Below are 17017 nucleotides of genomic sequence, written 5' to 3'. Positions count from 1 at the left end.
CTCTCGTTTCCAAGCCAGCCCCGCCCGGTTTCGTGACCTCGTTCACCCACCGTGACAGCCGGGTGAACTTCAATGCTCAGCCTGAGTCTCGCGCCGCGCTTCGGCGCCGCGCGGCTGTCTGCCCACACGCTTTCAAGGAGGAAATCGCGTGCTAGCCCGCTATTGCGCCCTCGTTTTATTCGCCGCATCCCTCGCGCTTGCCGGTTGCTCCGGTAACTACACATTCAACGACGACGAGTATCGCCCCTTGGGTGATCCGCAGGCGCCTACCCGCAGTAACTGATCCACCAGGAGAAAGAGGCCATGGAACTGGTTTTCGATATGGTCAGTGCTCAGCAATTCGCGCCAGGCCTGATCAGCAGCAAGACGTTCAAGCAGGCCGGCGGCATCATCGGCCGTGCGGAGGATTGCGACTGGGTCATCCCAGACCGCAAACGTGTGTTGTCTAGCCGTCACGCTGAGGTGAGCTACCGGGACGGCGCGTTTTTTCTCACCGACACCAGCAGCAACGGCATTCAGCTCAAGGACACCGGCGCCAGCCTGGACAAAGGCCGGGCGCAGCGGATCGAGCATGGCAGCGTCTACTGCCTGGGTGACTTCGAGATACGTGCTCGACTGATCCAGAATCCCGCTTCTTTCGAAGGCGACATTGGGCGCCCACAGCCGGCCGGCAGCATCATTCCCGACGACGCCTTCCTCGACCTCGACCCGCTGACCGCCATGGAGCAGCAGGAGCGCGTCTATGCCGAGGTCGACGACCTGACCGCCGTACTGGCTCCGCCACGCGCCCAGGCCCAGCAGCGCGACTACGCGCAGATCGATGAGGAGAGCCTTCAGGTTCCCGAACTGGTAATGCCCAAAGCGGTTGTGCAACCCAAAGCCGCCCCTGGACCCGAGCGGCTGCCGCCGGACTTCTGGGCACGCTTCGGCGAGGCGCTCGGCGTCAGCCTGGACGACCTCGACGAAGAAGCTCGCCAGGCGCTGGCGCTCAGAGCGGCGAGCCTGCTCAAGCAGAGCGTCGGCGGTTTGCAGCAGGCGCTGCGTACCCGCGGCGAGTTGAAAAACGAGATGCGCCTGTCGTTGACCACCGTGCAGAGTGCCGGCAACAACCCACTTAAACACAGCATCGACAGCGGGGAAGCGCTGACTCTTCTGCTGCGCGGTGGAAAGCCGGGACAGCTGCCGGCCGAACAGGCCATGGGGCGCGCCTACCGTGATCTTCAGGCGCACCAGGTTGCGATGCTGGCCGCCAGTCGCGCCGCGGTCAAAGGCATCCTTGAACAGCTTTCACCCGATCAGCTAGCCCTGCGCTTCGAGCGTGATAACAAGCCGCTTGTGTCCACTTCCGGTAGCCGCTGGCGTGCTTTCAAGCGGCTGCATTCTGCGATGCAACGCGACGACGATTGGAGCGAACGGTTGTTCGCTCGTGACTTCGCCCAGGCCTACGAGGAGCAGGCCCGGCTGATCGCCACGCTCAATACAGACCTTCAAGGATGATATTCATGTCTCGCTTTCTTCCCGCCGCGGCGCTCGCGGCGCTTGCCGTTCTGAGTGGCTGCTCTGCCCTCTCGCCCAACTCTGACTTGACCAAGCTGGACCTGTCCCTGCAGGGCAGCGACCAGCTCAACCCCGACCTTAACGGCCGCCCTTCGCCTGTCGTGATTCGCCTCTTGGAACTCAAGCATCCGGTGGCCTTCGAGAACGCTGACTTTTTTTCGCTCTACCAACGTCCCAAGGAAGCACTGACCCCGGACCTTGTCATTCAGGAAGAGCTGGAACTGCGACCGGGCGAGCAGCGCGACCTCAAGCTGTTTGTTCAGGACGGTAGCCGCTACGTTGGCGTGCTGGCCGCCTATCGCGATCTACCCGAATCAAGCTGGCGCTTCGTCATTCCTCTTCAACACAAAGCGCAGAACCGAATCGAGCTAAAGCTCGATGAACACGGCATCAAGGTCATCGATCCGCTCGTGAAGGGAGACTGATCGATGAGCATGAACAAAGTCATATGGCAGGAAGGCATGCTGCTGCGTCCGCAGCACTTCCAGCAAAGCGACCGCTATTACGACGCGCAGCTCAAGCAGCGGACCCAGAAGTTGGGTCACTACGCCTGGGGTTTTTTTGAGCTGGAGATCGACCGTCAGTTCCTTAACATGGGCAAGCTCGTGCTCAGCCAGGCGAGTGGGCTGCTTCCAGATGGCAGCCTTTTCGAGATCGGTGCTGAGCGTGAGCCGCTGGCCCTGGACGTGCCGCCCAACACTGGCAACACGCCGGTTTATCTGGCTTTACCGCTTGTCACTGGTAACCACATCGAGAGTCGCCGCCCTGAGCAGAAGGACGTGTTGGCGCGCTACACCGCGCTCGACGAAGAAGTCACCGACTCCAACGCCGGCGATAACAGCAGCAGCCAAGTCAGCACCGGCCGTCCGGACTTTCGGTTGCTGCTGGGCGAGCAGCAGAGCGATCAGGCTTACGTGAAGCTCAAGCTTTGCGACATCCTCGACACCACGCCGGACGGTGTGATCAGCCTCGACCCTGAGTACATCCCTACCTTTATCGACTTTCAGGCGTCCAGCTACCTGCTGTCGTGCCTGAAAGAAGTGATCAGCATGCTCGGCCATCGCGGCGACATCCTGGCAGAGCGTATTCGCGCCACCGGTAAAGTCGGCGGAGCGGAAGTCGGTGACTTCATGATGCTGCAGCTGATCAACCGCTACGAGCCCGTGCTACGCCATTACATGGGCATCGACCGGATCCATCCCGAACACATTTACCGTGAGCTGCTGGGGTTGCTGGGCGAGCTGGCGACGTTCTCCAGCGAGACCAAACGACCTCGCCTGGATGGCCGCTACCTGCACAACGACCAGGGACTGTCGTTCCGCAAGCTGATGGATGCGATTCGCCAAGTGCTGTCGATGGTGCTCGAGCAGCACGCCATCGAGCTGCTTCTGCAACAGCGTCAATACGGCATTCAGGTCTCGCCACTGCACGACCACAAGCTGCTCGGCAGCGCCTCGTTCGTGCTCGCAGCCAGCGCCCAATGCGACTCCGAAGAGCTGCGCACCCGCCTGCCGGCCCACCTCAAGGTTGGTCCGGTTGAGCGTATTCGCCAGCTGGTCAACCTTCATCTGCCGGGAATCAAGGTCAAGCCACTGCCCGTCGCGCCACGGCAGATCCCGTTTCATTCCGGCAAGACCTACTTTGCGTTGGAGCTCAGCTCCGAGGAGCTGGCGCAACTGGAACGCTCTGGCGGCTTCGCCTTCCATGTGTCCGGTGAATTTACCGGGCTTGAGCTGAAACTCTGGGCGATCAGGAACTGACCGACATGATCAGAGAAATGGACTACGCACAGGACGACAAGACGGTCATCCTCAATCGCCACGGCGACGCCCCGGCACAGAGCCCGCTGACTGACTTCAGCACACCGCCGAAATTCGAGCAGCTTGAAGAGCGGATGATCTATGCCGCGCGGCTGCGTCCGGCCGAGACGTTCAATATCAGCCTCAACCCGCTTGTCGCAGCAGCATCGTCGTTGCTCTCGGAAGTCGTGCGGCTCAAGCACAGCTATGAAGGCGAAGACCTGCACGCCCTCAACCAGCGCCTGTCTGGTGAGCTCAAGCTGTTCGAGCACCGCGCCCTGCACGACGGAGCCGAGAGCAGTCAGGTGATGGCCGCTCGCTACGTGCTATGCACCGCTATCGACGAAGCGGTGGTCACCACACCCTGGGGTAACGAGAGCGAATGGTCGCAGATGAGTCTGCTATCGAGCTTCCACAACGAAACCTTCGGCGGTGAGAAGTTCTTTCAGTTGCTCGAGCGTCTCTCACGCAACCCGGTCAAGCACCTGCCGATGCTGGAACTGATGTATCTGTGCTTGTCGCTGGGTTTCGAAGGCAAATACCGAGTGATGCCACGCGGCATGCTCGAGCTCGAAGCGGTACGCGACAGCCTTTACCGGCAGATCCGCCAGCTGCGCGGCGACGTGCCGCGTGAGGTATCGCCGCACTGGCAGGGACTACGTGATACGCGTCGGCGTCTAGTGCGCATCGTGCCCTGGTGGCTGGTCGCGCTGTTCACATTGATCTGCCTGGTAACGCTGTATGCGGGCTTCGCCTGGGTGCTGGGTGAACAACGCGATGCCGTACTGCAACCGTATCAACCTGTCGATCCGACCGTTCGGGTCGAGCCCAAGCCGTAACAAGGACGTACTGCCATGAAGGTTTTTTTCGGCAAGCTTGCCGCGTTTTTCCGCAAGACCTGGGTATGGAGCCTGTGCGTCCTGCTGGTGTTGGCCCTGCTCGTGTGGCTCGTTGGGCCACTGCTGGCGATAAACGACTATAAGTTTTGGGAGTCATCCAGCAGTCGTCTGCTGACCATTGCCGGCCTCTGCCTGGTCTGGGGCCTGTTCATCGTGTTCGCCAGCTGGCATAGCACTCGTCGCAAGCAGGCCGAAGCCAGCGACGAAGAGGTTCAGGAGCGGCTTCGCCGTGAAGGCTTGGTCAGCGAAGAGCAAGGCATCCTGAGCCAGCGCTACCGCGACGCCGTTCGTACCCTCAAGAGTTCGAGCCTGTACCGCGGCCGCAGCGAGAAATGGCGCAACGACCTGCCCTGGTATTTGCTGCTCGGTCCTCAAGGCAGCGGCAAAACCTCATTGCTGGATTTTTCCGGCTTGGACTTTCCGCTCAACCGCGGTGAAAACCAGCGACTGACCAAGGATGTCTCAGGCACCCGCTATGCAGACTGGTACTTCGCCGACCATGCCGTGCTGATCGATACCGCCGGCCGCTACCTGACGCAGCCCGACTCGGGTGTCGATGGCAAGGCGTGGGAAACGCTACTCGGCCTGCTGCGCCGCCGCCGTGCACGCCCGCTCAATGGCGTGCTGATCAACATTCCGGTCGAGCAACTGTTGCATTCGAGCGAACTGGAGCTCGAAACGCTGGCGCGCCAGAGCCGTCAGCGCCTGCACGAGATCCACCAGCGCCTTGGCGCCGACGTGCCGGTCTATCTGGTGCTGAGCAAAGCGGATAAGGTGCTTGGCTTCGACGAGTTCTTTGATCAGCTCTCGCGCGAGGAAAGCGATCAGGTGCTCGGCGCGAGCTTCCGCAAGGAGCAGGACGGTACCGACGTCAACGTCGTTCGGAGCGAATTCGAGGAACTGCTGCGCCGACTCAACAGCCAGGTCATCCTGCGCATGCACCAAGAGCGCGACACCCAGCGCAGGGGTCGCATCCTTGATTTCCCGCACCAGCTTGGCCAGATTGGCGAGCGTTTATGCCTGTTCGTCGAGCTAGCATTCTCAGGCAACCGCTACCAGCGGGCCAGCCAACTGCGCGGTTTCTACCTCACCAGTGCGCCGCAACTCCAAGGTGGACTCGATCCGCTCACCAGCGGCATTGGCCGCAACCTCGGCCTGTCGAGCAGCGCGTTGCCAACATTCCGCAGCGGACGTGCTCGCTTTATCAATCACTTGCTCAGCCGCGTGATCTTCCCCGAAGCCGACCTCGCCGGTCTCGATCAAAAGGAAGTACGCCGCATCGATTGGGGCCAGCGCGCCCTGTATGCCGCGAGCTTCGCCTGCCTGGCACTGTTCGGCGCCCTTTGGGCCAATGGCTTCTCCAACAACCATGAACGGCTTGAGCAGTTACGCGGCCTCGCTGACCAGCTGGGCCGCGAGCATCAGGGCATCACGGCTGAAGATGACGCACTGCGTACGCTCAAGGCGCTGGATATGAGCTATGCGGCTACTCAGGTGTTTCCGGATAAGGCTGACGTGTCCTACTTGCAGCGCGGCGGGCTTTACCAAGGTGAGGTAGTTGATCCCACCGTCCACCGGGCCTACCGCCGTGAGCTGGAAACCCTGCTACTGCCTCGCGTTGCGCGTCAGCTCGAAGCTCAGATACGCGCCAACTTGACTGATCGAGAGCGCCTGCTTGGTAGCCTGCGCGCCTACCTGATGCTCAGCCTGGAAGAGCGTCGCGACGACGGTTTCCTCAAGGATTGGGTAGCCGCCGATTGGTCGTTGCGTTACGCCGGCAATGCCGTTGCGCAGAACGGCCTAAACACCCATTTTGAGCGGTTACTCGGTGACGGCTTCGCGCCTTACGCGCTCAACGACCAACTCGTCGCCGAGGCACGTCAGGTGTTGCGCAGCGAATCGTTGGCCAATGTCGTCTACCGCATGTTGCGCGATCAGGCTCGTAGCCTGCCTGACTACCGGTTCAGTCAGCATCTCGGACCGCAAGGTGCGCTATTCAGCGGCAGCGACTACACCATTCCTGGTTTCTATACCCAGAACGGCTATCAGAAATTCTACGTCGCCCAGGGCAGCGAGCTGGTGCGCGAGATCCTGCGCGATAACTGGGTGCTCGGCGAAGGCGACAGCTTGAGTCTGAAAGATCTTGGCCGCTTGATGGTCGAGATGGAGCAGCTCTATTTCCGGGATTACGCCAACTATTGGAGCGAAGCGGTCGCCCAGCTGACGCTGGAGCCTATCGCGGGTGCCGGCCAGGGCTCGGTGCTGCTTAGTGGGTTGTCCGCGGCTAATTCGCCGCTGTTGCAACTGCTTGTCGAGGTCCGTGACAACACCCGCTTTGCCGGCGCAGTCGAGACCGCCGGCGAAGCGGTGGACGCAGCCGATGCTCTCAAAAACGCCAACGGCAAGCTGGGCAAAGCCGCCAAGCTCGCATCAGCCGCTGCCGAGCAGGCCCAGGCCGCACTGGCCAAGAACGTACCCGACACGGCGCGCAAAACACTCGAGCGCCGCTTCGAGCCGCTGCATCGCCTGCTCGACGACAATGCAGGCGCCAGCGCCGAGCTTGTTCCCACCCTACAGGCCCTCGATGCGCTTCAATTGCAACTGGCGAGTCTGGCCCACGCCAGTGCGCCTGATCAGGCGGCCTTTGAACTCGCCAAAGCGCGCATGGCGGGTCAGCGTGATGCCATCAACCAGTTGAGAGCCAGCGCAGCCCGGTTACCGCAACCGATCGGCAACTGGCTCGGCCTGCTCGCCGAAGACAGCTGGACGCTGGTCCTGAACGACGCCTACCACTACCTCAACCAGCGCTACCAGAGCGAACTGTACGCGTTCTACAAAGGTTCCCTACGCCAGCGCTATCCATTCAGCGCACACAGCGAGAGCGACGTCGCTATTGCTGACTTCCGGGAGTTCTTCAAGGCGCAAGGCGTGGCTGACGGGTTCTTTGATCGCTACCTGAAGGCGTTCGTCAGCGGGAGCGCTGGCCAATATCAGCTTCGTCGAGTCGACGGCCGTGGCTTGCCCCTGTCACGCGAGTTCCTGTCGCAGATGAGCAACGCGCAAACCATCCGCCGCAGTTTCTTCGCAGAGAATCCGAACGAGCCGCAGATCCGCTTCAAGCTCGAGCCTTACTCGCTGGATTCGAGCCTGGGTCGCGCTGACTTCCGCTTTGGCAATCAGCAGATGGAATACCGCCACGGCCCGATCGTGCAGACAGCCTTCAGCTGGCCAGCCGACGCAGAGGAAGGCCGCACCAGCCTGGTGGTCGAAGAACTGGGCGGGCGCCGTGTCGGTATCGAGAAGAACACCGGCCCCTGGTCGCTATTCCGCCTGCTGGACCTGATGCAGGTCGATTACCACAGCGGTCGCGACGTGCTGATGCTCAAGGCCAATCTGGGCGGCCGCAACGCCAACTATCTGTTACACAGCCAGCGTTCGCCGAACCCGTTCGATATCGCCGTGCTGCGCGACTTCAAACTTCCGGCGACCCTGTAATGTCAGCCACTGCGAGCCTGGCGTACCGCTGGCGCAGCGCCGCGCGGACCGATACGGGCAAAGTCCGCGCACGCAATGAAGACGCCTTTCTCGACCTCCCCGAGCAAGGCCTTTGGGTCGTGGCGGATGGAATGGGCGGCCACCACAACGGCGCGCTCGCCAGCCGCCTGATCGTCGAGCAGCTCGCCGCGTTGCCCGAAGGCAGCATGGCGGAGCGCTTGGTCGCTCTGCGCCGCTGTTTGCATGACCTCAACCGCAGACTCGGGCAAGAACTGACGGTCACGGCAGATCGACCCGATCCGGTGATTGGCAGCACCGTGGTCGCGCTGCTGATGGAGGCCGACCGTGCCGCCTGCGTGTGGGCTGGCGATAGCCGCTGCTACCTCTGGCGCCGCGGACGGCTTTATCAGCTCTCGCGCGACCATTCGCTGCTACAACAGCTGATCGACGAGCAGAGCCTGAGTCCGCAAGAGGCCGCGCGTCACCCAGCCGCAAACGCCCTAACCCGCGCCATCGGCGCCAGCGAACAACTGACACTGGATATCCTCGAGTTCGATGTTTATCCAGGCGACACCCTATTGCTATGCAGCGACGGGCTCTACCAAAGCCTGTCACCGGACAGCTTGGGAGCAGCGCTCAATGCGCCATCCACAGGCCTCGCCCTGCAAAGGCTGTTTGAAGAGGCCATGGACGGTCCGTGTCGAGACAACCTGAGCGCAGTGGTAATCCGGCTATGAGCGAGCCCCTGCGCGCCGAGCCGGCGTCGGACCTCACCTACTTCGCCTTTGCGGCCACAGCCAGCGCTCCCGCTATGCCGAGCCCGCAGACCAACCCCGTTGCGTCGGGGGTGCTACCGGAGGTGCTGGCTGGGCGCTATCTGATCGAACGACTGCTAGGCGTCGGTGGCATGGGAGCGGTATATCGGGCGCGGGATTTGCTGCGCGAGCAGTTTGGAGATCCGGAGCCGTACGTCGCGCTCAAGACGTTGAGCGATGATTTTGCGCAATATCCGGACGCCCACGCGCTGCTATACAGCGAGTTCGCGCTGACCGCCCGGTTGAGCCATCGCCATGTCGTGCGCCTGTTCGGGTTCGATGTGGACACCCTGAGTCAACGGGCCTTCATCACGCTGGAATTGCTCAAAGGGCCGACGCTCGACCAGCTCCTTAGCGAGCGTCCCGAGGGGCTGGTCACGGAAGCACTCAACGAAATCGCCGTACCGTTGCTCGAGGCGCTCGACTACTCCCATAGCCGGGGCGTGATCCACGGCGACCTCAAACCAAGCAACGTGATACTCGCTGAGGACGGGCTACGCCTCTTCGACTACGGGCTCGGTCAGCCCATCGAGGGGTCTCTCAAAACGTTGCCACGCCTGTCCCGCAACCGTTTCAAGGCATGGACCACACGCTACGCCGCGCCGGAGCTACTGGACGGCGCCGAGCCCAGCGCCGCCAGCGATATCTACGCGCTTGCCTGCCTGCTGTTCGAGCTTGCGAGCGGCAAGCACCCGTTCCGCCGACTGAGCTCCAAGCAAGCCAAGGCCATGAGCCTGGACAACGAGCTGCAATGCCCGGCGAGCTTTCCCGCCCACGGCTGGCCAGCCCTGCGCACTGCCCTGGCGTTCGATAGTGACAAGCGCACATGCAGCGTCGGCGATCTGCTGGAAATTTTTCGCCGCCCCGCACCCAGCCGCCTACAGCGCTGGTTCGGGCGCACCCACGGATGACATGAGAACAAGGAAGCGCCATGTTCAACACGGCCAATGACACCCATTTCAGCCTCACGATCGAAGGTATCGAGCATGACCTGCAGGTGCTTGCCTTTACCGGTCGCGAGGCCATCAGCCAGCCTTACCGCTTCGACCTGGAGTTGGTCAGCGAGCGCCCCGATCTGGATCTGCAGAGCCTGCTGTATCAGCCAGCCTTCCTTGAGCTCTCGCCTGCAGGCAACGGCATTCATGGATTGATTCACCGCGTTGCGCAAGGCGATTCAGGGAAGCGCCTGACGCGCTACCGGGTGACCCTCGTTCCGCAGCTTGCCTACCTCACGCACCGTACCGATCAGCGCATCTTTCAGCACCTGACCGTGCCGCAGATCATCGCCCAGGTGCTAGAACGCCACGGCATCCAGGCGAACGCCTATCGCTTCCAGCTCGGCCCGGTGGTCTATCCCGAGCGCGACTACTGCACCCAGTACGACGAAACCGACCTGCACTTCGTCCAGCGCTTATGCGAAGAAGAAGGCATCCACTATCACTTCGAGCACAGCCCGCAGGGTCATGTACTGGTGTTCGGTGATGACCAGACGAGCTTCCCCAAACTTGGCCAGCCCACCGCGTATGTGCAGGACAGCGGGCTAGTCGCCGACGAGCCGGTGATCAAGCGCTTCGCAGTTCGCTTGGAGACTCGTACCAACCGAGTGAGCCGACGCGATTACGACTTCGAGCAGCCGCGTCTGGTGATGGAGGCCGGCCACAAGGGCACAGATCAAACGGCCACGCCACGACCGGACCTGGAAGACTACGACTATCCCGGCCGTTTCACGGATCGCGCCCGTGGTAAGCATCTTTCCCAGCGCGCCCTGGAGCGTCATCGTGCCGACTATCGACTGGCCGAAGGCCGAAGCGACCAGCCCACGCTCGTCAGCGGTCACCTTCTGGAAATCTCCGACCACCCTCGGCAGGAATGGAACGACCTTTGGTTGCTGAACGAGGTGATACACGAAGGCAAACAGCCGCAGGTGCTGGAAGAGTCGGTAACAAGCGACGTCACGTCACATGACGGTTTTACCCAAGGCTACCGTAACCAGTTCACCGCCACGCCCTGGGATGTCGCCTATCGGCCCGCCCTGAACCACCCGAAGCCTCGCGCGCTTGGCGCTCAAACTGCCGTCGTCACCGGCCCTGCGGGGGAAGATATCCACTGCGACGAGTACGGCCGCGTAAAGGTCCAGTTCTTCTGGGACCGTGAAGGCCAGGCCGACGACAAGACAAGCTGCTGGCTGCGCGTCAGCTCAAGCTGGGCCGGCGACCGCTACGGCGGTATCGCCATCCCGCGCGTCGGTATGGAAGTACTGGTTACGTTTCTCGAAGCTGACCCCGACCAGCCCTTGGTGACTGGCTGCCTCTACCATGCCGAACATCAGGTCCCCTACGACCTGCCGGCAAACAAGACCCGTAGCGTTTTCAAGACACTGTCGAGCCCCGGCGGGGGCGGCTACAACGAACTGCGCATCGAGGATCGCAAGGGCGCTGAGCAGATATACATCCACGCCCAGCGGGACTGGGACGAAACCATCGAGCACGACCAGAAGATCCGCGTCGGCCATGAGCGCCACGACACCGTGGAAGCTAACAGCTACAGCGAGCTCAAGGCCGAGGAACACCTGAGCGTAAGCGGCGATCGCAAGGTAGAAATCAAACCCGACGACCACCTCACCGTCGGCCAAAACCAGCACATCAAGCTTGGGGCCGCGCAGCTGACCAAGGCCGGCCGCGAGATTCACCTCAAGGCCGGCCAGAAGATGGTCATCGAAGCCGGCATCGAACTGACCCTCAAGGCCGGCGGCAGCTTCATCAAGCTTGATCCGGGCGGCATCACAGTCTCTGGCCCGCTGGTGAAAATCAACGCCGGCGGCGCGCCGGGTAAGGGATCGGGGATCAAGATCAAACCGCCAGTGTTGCCGGGCGAGGCGGATAGCGACAAGGCGGGGAGTTTGTTGGAGCAGGCGTTGGCGAATGAGTCCTCAGAACCCAAGCAGCCCAAACGAATGTTCAACTTCTCGGGCTGATGGCTTAGGAAGTAAACAATCAAGGATCGGTAGACATGAGCGACACGACCAAAGTTAACAACTGGAGCTTTCCCTTCAAGCCCAAGGAGGAAAATCTCAATCCCATTCAACATCTGACCGCGATGGCCAAGGCGGGCGGTGGCTACTACCCCATCGGCAAGAATGGCCAGTGGCATGGCGGCATTCATTTCGACGACAAGACAGCGGTGGTATTCGATCAATCCCAAGTGTGCTGCATTGCCGATGGCGAGGTGATCGCCTATCGAATTGACAAAAGCTATCCCAAAAGCCTCTACCTCAACTCAGCGAAAACCACCTTCTCGGCCCCATTCTCGCGCTGTTTTGTCTTGGTCAAACATCGCCTGGAGGCGCCAGCGTTGCCGCCGAAGGAAGGCGTGACGCCTGTACCGTCCCCCTCCTTGACCTTTTTCAGCCTCTACATGCACCTGCTGGACTGGGACAGCTACAGCAAGACAGGAGCACCTACAGCCCCTGGCTTCATGGGGGACACGCTATACAGCGTGAAGCCCGATAAGGCTGTCGATAGCGTGCGCGGCTTGCGAGTACGTGCAGCCCCCAAGAATGGCGCAGTCACTGCCTTGCTACCCAAAGGTACCAAGGTGAAGGTCGCTCCAGGCACCGACTCTTCCAACTGGCGCAAGTTACTGAGCATCGTGGAAGGCTGCGCCATACCCGCGCTCACAGGCGCAGAGTCGTGGGTCTTCATCAAGGAAATGCAAGCCGTAGCGGGTGAACCAGATACCTTTCGGGTCGCAGACGATGCCGATGATGAGGAGCCGAGCCTTGCCCCACAAAAAGGCCTGAATGTAAGAAAAACGGGTAACGGCAAAAGTAGCGATCCGAAAACCGGCTTGCTCCCTGTTGGAGCAAAGTTTTCGCTCAAGGCTGGAACAGCAGCCTATCGGGAACTACAGCAAATCATCGAAGGGCATGACGTAGTGCCGCTGTCGGCCGATAGCACGCACAACATAAAAGGCTTCGTGCATTTTGGCTCGCTCGAAGCCACTCGCTCGGAACCCGTATTGGATCAAGTGCATGTATTGCCCAAGCCCTATCCGATCAAGGCTGGCGAGCTGATTGGGCACCTTGGCCAGTACCAGAATCACGATGAAGGGGGTGCCAAACCACTCCTGCATCTGGAGGTTCTCAGTTGTGAAGACGTACCCGCTTTCATCGCCCAAAGCCGGGCATGGGCTGCAGGCTTGCCCAATCAACAAAAAACCCTCCTGAAGGTCTACAAGGGGGCTAGCAAACTCATCTCACACCGCGAGGACATCAACGCCAACAACCCGCCGAAGGCCAGCGATGCGGGAGCAACCGTTGGCGTCGACCTGATCATTCCACAAAGCTTGTTGGACGCACTACCAGCCGACCACAAACTGCAAGTTAGTACGACTGTGCCAGGCAGTACCAAGCCCGCGGTGACCCGCTGGTGGAGACTGAACAACCTGCTCGCTGATAGCAGCGGTAATCCTATCAGTGGCTGGCTGGCAGAACGGGAGCCCATCACCACTCGCCATAGCCCCTGGGAATGGGTGGGCTACGACTTCATCAAGGAAACCGGCCGCCCGATTGGCAAAGCCGCCTACCTTTACGATGCCTTGCGTCGACTTACCGATGAGGAGCGCGCGAATTACCGCGCCATGGTCAGCCAGGAAGATCAGGGGCCAGTTAAGAAAAGGCTCTGCGACATAATCGACACCAATCGCGACAACAAGCTTACTGCTACCGAGATCCGTAGCGCCTTGGCAAAACCCTGGCATGCACAATCCATCGCGCAACTGGTTACTCATTATGAGAGCGAGTGGTTCTGGAAGGCCGATAAGTGGGATGAACTGGATCCGTTGATGGGGCATATCCCGTATGTTGATCCGAACCAGAATTGGGAAAGCGAAAAGGCGCGTATTGAGCAGTTGAGTTGGTGGGAGAGTTTGAAGGGTAAGGGTGGAATCAGTGCGGACGGGAGCGCTTGGCATTTTCAGCCTATGTGGCTATCGGCTGCATTTACTCACCCTACAAAGATTTCTCTTAAAGAGCTAAGAGTCCGTGCATTTATGAGAATGATTAGGGTCGGAGAGGGAACTGTTGGCCCTCGCGGCTATGAAAGATTATTCGGTGGTTCATCTTTCATTAAGGATCATGGGAAAGATTTTTCTGACCACCCACAAATTAAAATAAAAACTGGAGGATATGTTTCTTCGGCAGCAGGGGCATATCAAGTAATGGGGTATACATGGAGTGACGCCAACTATATAAAGACAAGGAGCAGACTGAGGATACAAGATTTTTCCCCAGAATCCCAAGATAGGTTCGGGGTCGTATTGCTTAGATATGCCACTAAGGGAAATGCTCTGAAAATGATCGTGGACGACAAAATAAAAGAAGCCATAGAGAGCTGTAGTTGGATATGGGCTAGCTTACCTCCCAGCAGATATGGGCAGCCTATAGAAACCATGGAGGAGGCTCTTGGGAATTATGAAAAATTCCTCAAGGAAGAAAAGCTAGGTGAAACAGACTTACATATAAAATCAGGGTTTCTAGAGGAGTTTGGATATTGACCATTATGTCTATATTTACGCCCAGTTGCTTATTGGCTGTGGGTGTTCTCTGCCTATCATCCTTAGGACATGGCAGCGAGAACGAACCATTAAAAGAAAGTGACCTTTCAGGGAAATGGGCACTAAACTGTGACGAAAGTGGCTGGATCTCAATTGCTAGCAAGGAAGACATAACAATGGAGGTTAATGCGAACCAAATCTACATACATGCCACTGGAAAATTTAGCAAAAAAAAATTGGTTATAAAGTTAATCGAGCCTACTGATTTAGGATTTGGTGGGATGTCGCTAGACTGGGATAGCTTTTCTAGGGCAATACCAATTGCTGAGATGCAAATGATTTCAGATAGGTCTGCAAAAATTAAGTGGCTTGGTTTTTACAACAAAATATCGAATTCACAAGAATGGATAAATGAGCCGGATTTTGTTGATCAAGAAAATAACGTGCTGAAAAAATGCAGCGTGAATAATGTCTAAACAAACTCCATTTACAAAATTATGTTGGCCTTGACTTTAGCTTTCTCGTCCACCCTAGCGGCAAAGACTATCGAAGAGCCTAAGCTTCTCTTCAGCTGCACAATGGAATCTAACAAGCTCATCGAACTACATAAGCAAGACAATACGATTACTTATACTTTCGGACGACCTAACCATCCGCCAGAGCTAGAATTAAAAAACCATTAGACGAGGTAGTAATCTCAATAGGCAACGTGTCTGACAGCGAACTGACCAACTCTATTAGTTTTGCTAATGTCGACTATACGTACGCCGTAGTATCCAGCGTTAATAGAGTTGCTGGTATTCAAGAGCCCAAGCACGGCATATTAGTTAAGAAAAACTCTAACTACCTAACTTATCTCCCATGCATTTCAACTTCTGTGAAAGGAAGTTTGCTTGATCTTGAATAGCTGTCCGAGACAGCACTCACGGTAACGTGTCACCGAAACCAACAATGTCTCATTGCCATCGCTGCTCAACCCTGCCATAAACGCGCATTCGCCATGACGCTACAAGGACGTACAGATGCGATTGCTGCGACGCGCCCTACTCGGGCTGCTGATGATGGCCGTAGTGGCCATAGGGGTCGGGTTGTATTTCGTGGCCTTTCCGAACCTTCCGGAATACGAGGCACCCAAAGGGCTTCGCTACCTTGATCAATGGAGCGAGGCGGACCGGCAGACCTATTACTACACGCCCCAAGGCACGCAAGTTAAAGGGTTGGAGTACGACTGGTTTACCGCTCTGGAGTTGCCCTTCAATGAGGACAGGTTCGCGACACCCGCCTACCTCGCCCGCTTCGGCTTTCTGGTCGACCCTGCGCAACGCGCCACGGCGCTGAACCCTGGCAACCTGCCGGTTGGCTTCGCTCGGCACGAAGACGACGAAAGCGGACGGGCCTACCTGGACGTCAGTTGCGCGGCTTGCCACACCGGTGAGCTTCGTTACCAAGGCCAGGCAATCCGCATCGACGGCGGTGCGGCGATGCACTCGCTGGCCTCGACGGTGCCGACCTTACGTGGAGGTTCGTTCGGTCAGGCGCTCGGCATGAGCATGGCCTTCACCTATTACAACCCCTTCAAGTTCAGCCGTTTCGCCCACGCGGTACTGGGTGAGCACGACGAGCCGGCGCGCGCGCAGCTGCGCCGCGACTTCAAGCAGGTACTGGACCGACTGCTGGGGACGGCCTACAACGACTGGCACCGGGGCCTGTACCCGACCGAGGAAGGCTTTGGTCGAACCGATGCGTTTGGCCGTATCGCTAACACGGCCTTCGGCGATGCGCTGGACACGGCCAACTACCGCATCGCCAACGCCCCGGTCAGCTATCCGCAGGTCTGGGACATTTGGAAATTCGACTGGGTGCAATGGAACGGCTCGGCCATGCAGCCGATGGCGCGGAATATTGGCGAGGCGCTGGGCGTTGGTGCGCGTCTGCAGCTGCTCCGTGAAAACGGGCAGCCAGTGCCGGAACATGAGCGCTACGCATCAGGCGTGCGCGTACGCGACCTGCATACCCTGGAAACAACGCTGATGCGGCTCGCACCCCCGCGTTGGCCCGAAGAGCTGCTGGGCTCGATCGACTTGGAACAGGCGAGCCGCGGCCGTGCGTTGTACCGCGAGAACTGCGCCCACTGTCATGCGGCCAAACCCAAGCCGGTCGACAAACGCTTCGCTCCCGGCCGGGACCCGGAATGGAAGATGCCCGTCATCCCGACCACGGTTGTCGGTACCGACCCGACCACGGCTGACAACATCGCTGACCATCGCTTTGACCTGTCCCGCCTCGGCTGGACGCCCGACGAGCTGGCACGGCTCGACGTCAAGCTGTACGGACGGTCAGCCGGCCCGCTGGATCTGACGCAAGTATCCAGCGCCAAAGGCCTCGCCTACCTCACCGCGTACGTTCAGAACCGCGCCTACCAGAATGCCGGTATCACCCCGGAAGAACGGGCCGAGTTCGATGGCTTTGGACTACCGATCGGTGTGCAGGAGATTCGTGGCTACAAGGCGCGTCCGCTCGAGGGCATCTGGGCGACGCCTCCTTTCCTGCATAACGGCTCGGTGCCGACGCTGTTCCAGCTGCTGTCGCCCGTGGCCGAGCGACAGGTCACGTTCTGGGCTGGCAACCGCGAATACGACCCGCAGCACGTCGGCATACGAACCGAGCCGTTCAAAGGCGGCTTCCTGCTCGATACGACGATCACCGGCAACAGCAACCGCGGGCACGAATTCCGCGCCGGCTGCCGCGGACACGGCGTCATCGGCCGAGCACTCGCACCCGAGGAGCGCTGGGCGCTGGTCGAGTACCTCAAGGTGCTGGGCGACGCCCGCTTTGAACCGCGGTTAGCCGATATTCCACCGCGACCTCACAACCCAGGGCCTAGCTGCCCGTAGCCAAC

General features: G+C 59.6%; 12 protein-coding genes. All 12 read left to right on the top strand.

Annotated elements, in window-relative coordinates; all coding sequences use genetic code 11:
- Positions 1-148 precede the first annotated feature (148 nt).
- The 12 genes from KXR72_RS15365 to KXR72_RS15310 all read left to right on the top strand — a co-directional run bounded on the left by KXR72_RS15365 (position 149) and on the right by KXR72_RS15310 (position 17012).
- A complete protein-coding gene (locus KXR72_RS15365; protein ID WP_437421953.1) occupies positions 149-283 on the top strand; it encodes a type VI secretion protein in 135 nt (44 codons plus the stop codon).
- A gap of 20 nt (positions 284-303) precedes the next feature.
- Positions 304-1497, top strand: coding sequence for a type VI secretion system-associated FHA domain protein TagH (gene tagH / locus KXR72_RS15360; RefSeq protein ID WP_437421952.1), 1194 nt, complete (start codon positions 304-306; stop codon positions 1495-1497).
- 5 nt (positions 1498-1502) lie between these two features.
- Positions 1503-1982: a type VI secretion system lipoprotein TssJ gene (tssJ, locus tag KXR72_RS15355; RefSeq protein ID WP_437421951.1), complete on the top strand. Its 480-nt coding sequence runs from the start codon at positions 1503-1505 to the stop codon at positions 1980-1982.
- A 3-nt stretch (positions 1983-1985) separates the two neighbouring features.
- Entirely contained in the window at positions 1986-3317 is a 1332-nt protein-coding gene (tssK, locus tag KXR72_RS15350) for a type VI secretion system baseplate subunit TssK (protein WP_437421950.1), read from the top strand.
- Between the two features lie 5 nt (positions 3318-3322).
- On the top strand, positions 3323-4195 hold the full coding sequence (gene icmH / locus KXR72_RS15345) for a type IVB secretion system protein IcmH/DotU (protein WP_437421949.1): 873 nt from the start codon (positions 3323-3325) through the stop codon (positions 4193-4195).
- A 15-nt stretch (positions 4196-4210) separates the two neighbouring features.
- A complete protein-coding gene (tssM, locus tag KXR72_RS15340; RefSeq protein ID WP_437421948.1) occupies positions 4211-7750 on the top strand; it encodes a type VI secretion system membrane subunit TssM in 3540 nt (1179 codons plus the stop codon).
- On the top strand, positions 7750-8487 hold the full coding sequence (locus tag KXR72_RS15335; RefSeq protein WP_437421947.1) for a PP2C family protein-serine/threonine phosphatase: 738 nt from the start codon (positions 7750-7752) through the stop codon (positions 8485-8487). The genes tssM and KXR72_RS15335 overlap by 1 nt, the downstream gene beginning before the upstream one ends.
- Positions 8484-9476 (top strand): serine/threonine-protein kinase, encoded by a 993-nt coding sequence (locus KXR72_RS15330; protein ID WP_437421946.1) that lies wholly within the window; start codon positions 8484-8486, stop codon positions 9474-9476. The genes KXR72_RS15335 and KXR72_RS15330 overlap by 4 nt, the downstream gene beginning before the upstream one ends.
- A gap of 20 nt (positions 9477-9496) precedes the next feature.
- Positions 9497-11539, top strand: coding sequence for a type VI secretion system tip protein TssI/VgrG (tssI, locus tag KXR72_RS15325; RefSeq protein ID WP_437421945.1), 2043 nt, complete (start codon positions 9497-9499; stop codon positions 11537-11539).
- A 35-nt stretch (positions 11540-11574) separates the two neighbouring features.
- Positions 11575-14118: a glycoside hydrolase family 24 protein gene (locus tag KXR72_RS15320; RefSeq protein ID WP_437421944.1), complete on the top strand. Its 2544-nt coding sequence runs from the start codon at positions 11575-11577 to the stop codon at positions 14116-14118.
- On the top strand, positions 14115-14594 hold the full coding sequence (locus tag KXR72_RS15315; protein WP_437421943.1) for a hypothetical protein: 480 nt from the start codon (positions 14115-14117) through the stop codon (positions 14592-14594). The genes KXR72_RS15320 and KXR72_RS15315 overlap by 4 nt, the downstream gene beginning before the upstream one ends.
- 546 nt (positions 14595-15140) lie before the next feature.
- The gene (locus tag KXR72_RS15310) at positions 15141-17012 is read left to right on the top strand and encodes a di-heme-cytochrome C peroxidase (protein ID WP_437421942.1); all 1872 of its coding nucleotides are present in this window, start codon (positions 15141-15143) and stop codon (positions 17010-17012) included.
- Positions 17013-17017: the final 5 nt, after the last annotated feature.

The organism is Stutzerimonas chloritidismutans, from assembly GCF_051486945.1.
Taxonomy (GTDB): Bacteria; Pseudomonadota; Gammaproteobacteria; order Pseudomonadales; family Pseudomonadaceae; genus Stutzerimonas; species Stutzerimonas chloritidismutans_B.
The sequence above is the reverse complement of the archived record's forward strand: the minus strand, read 5'-3'. Positions and strand labels throughout refer to the sequence as shown.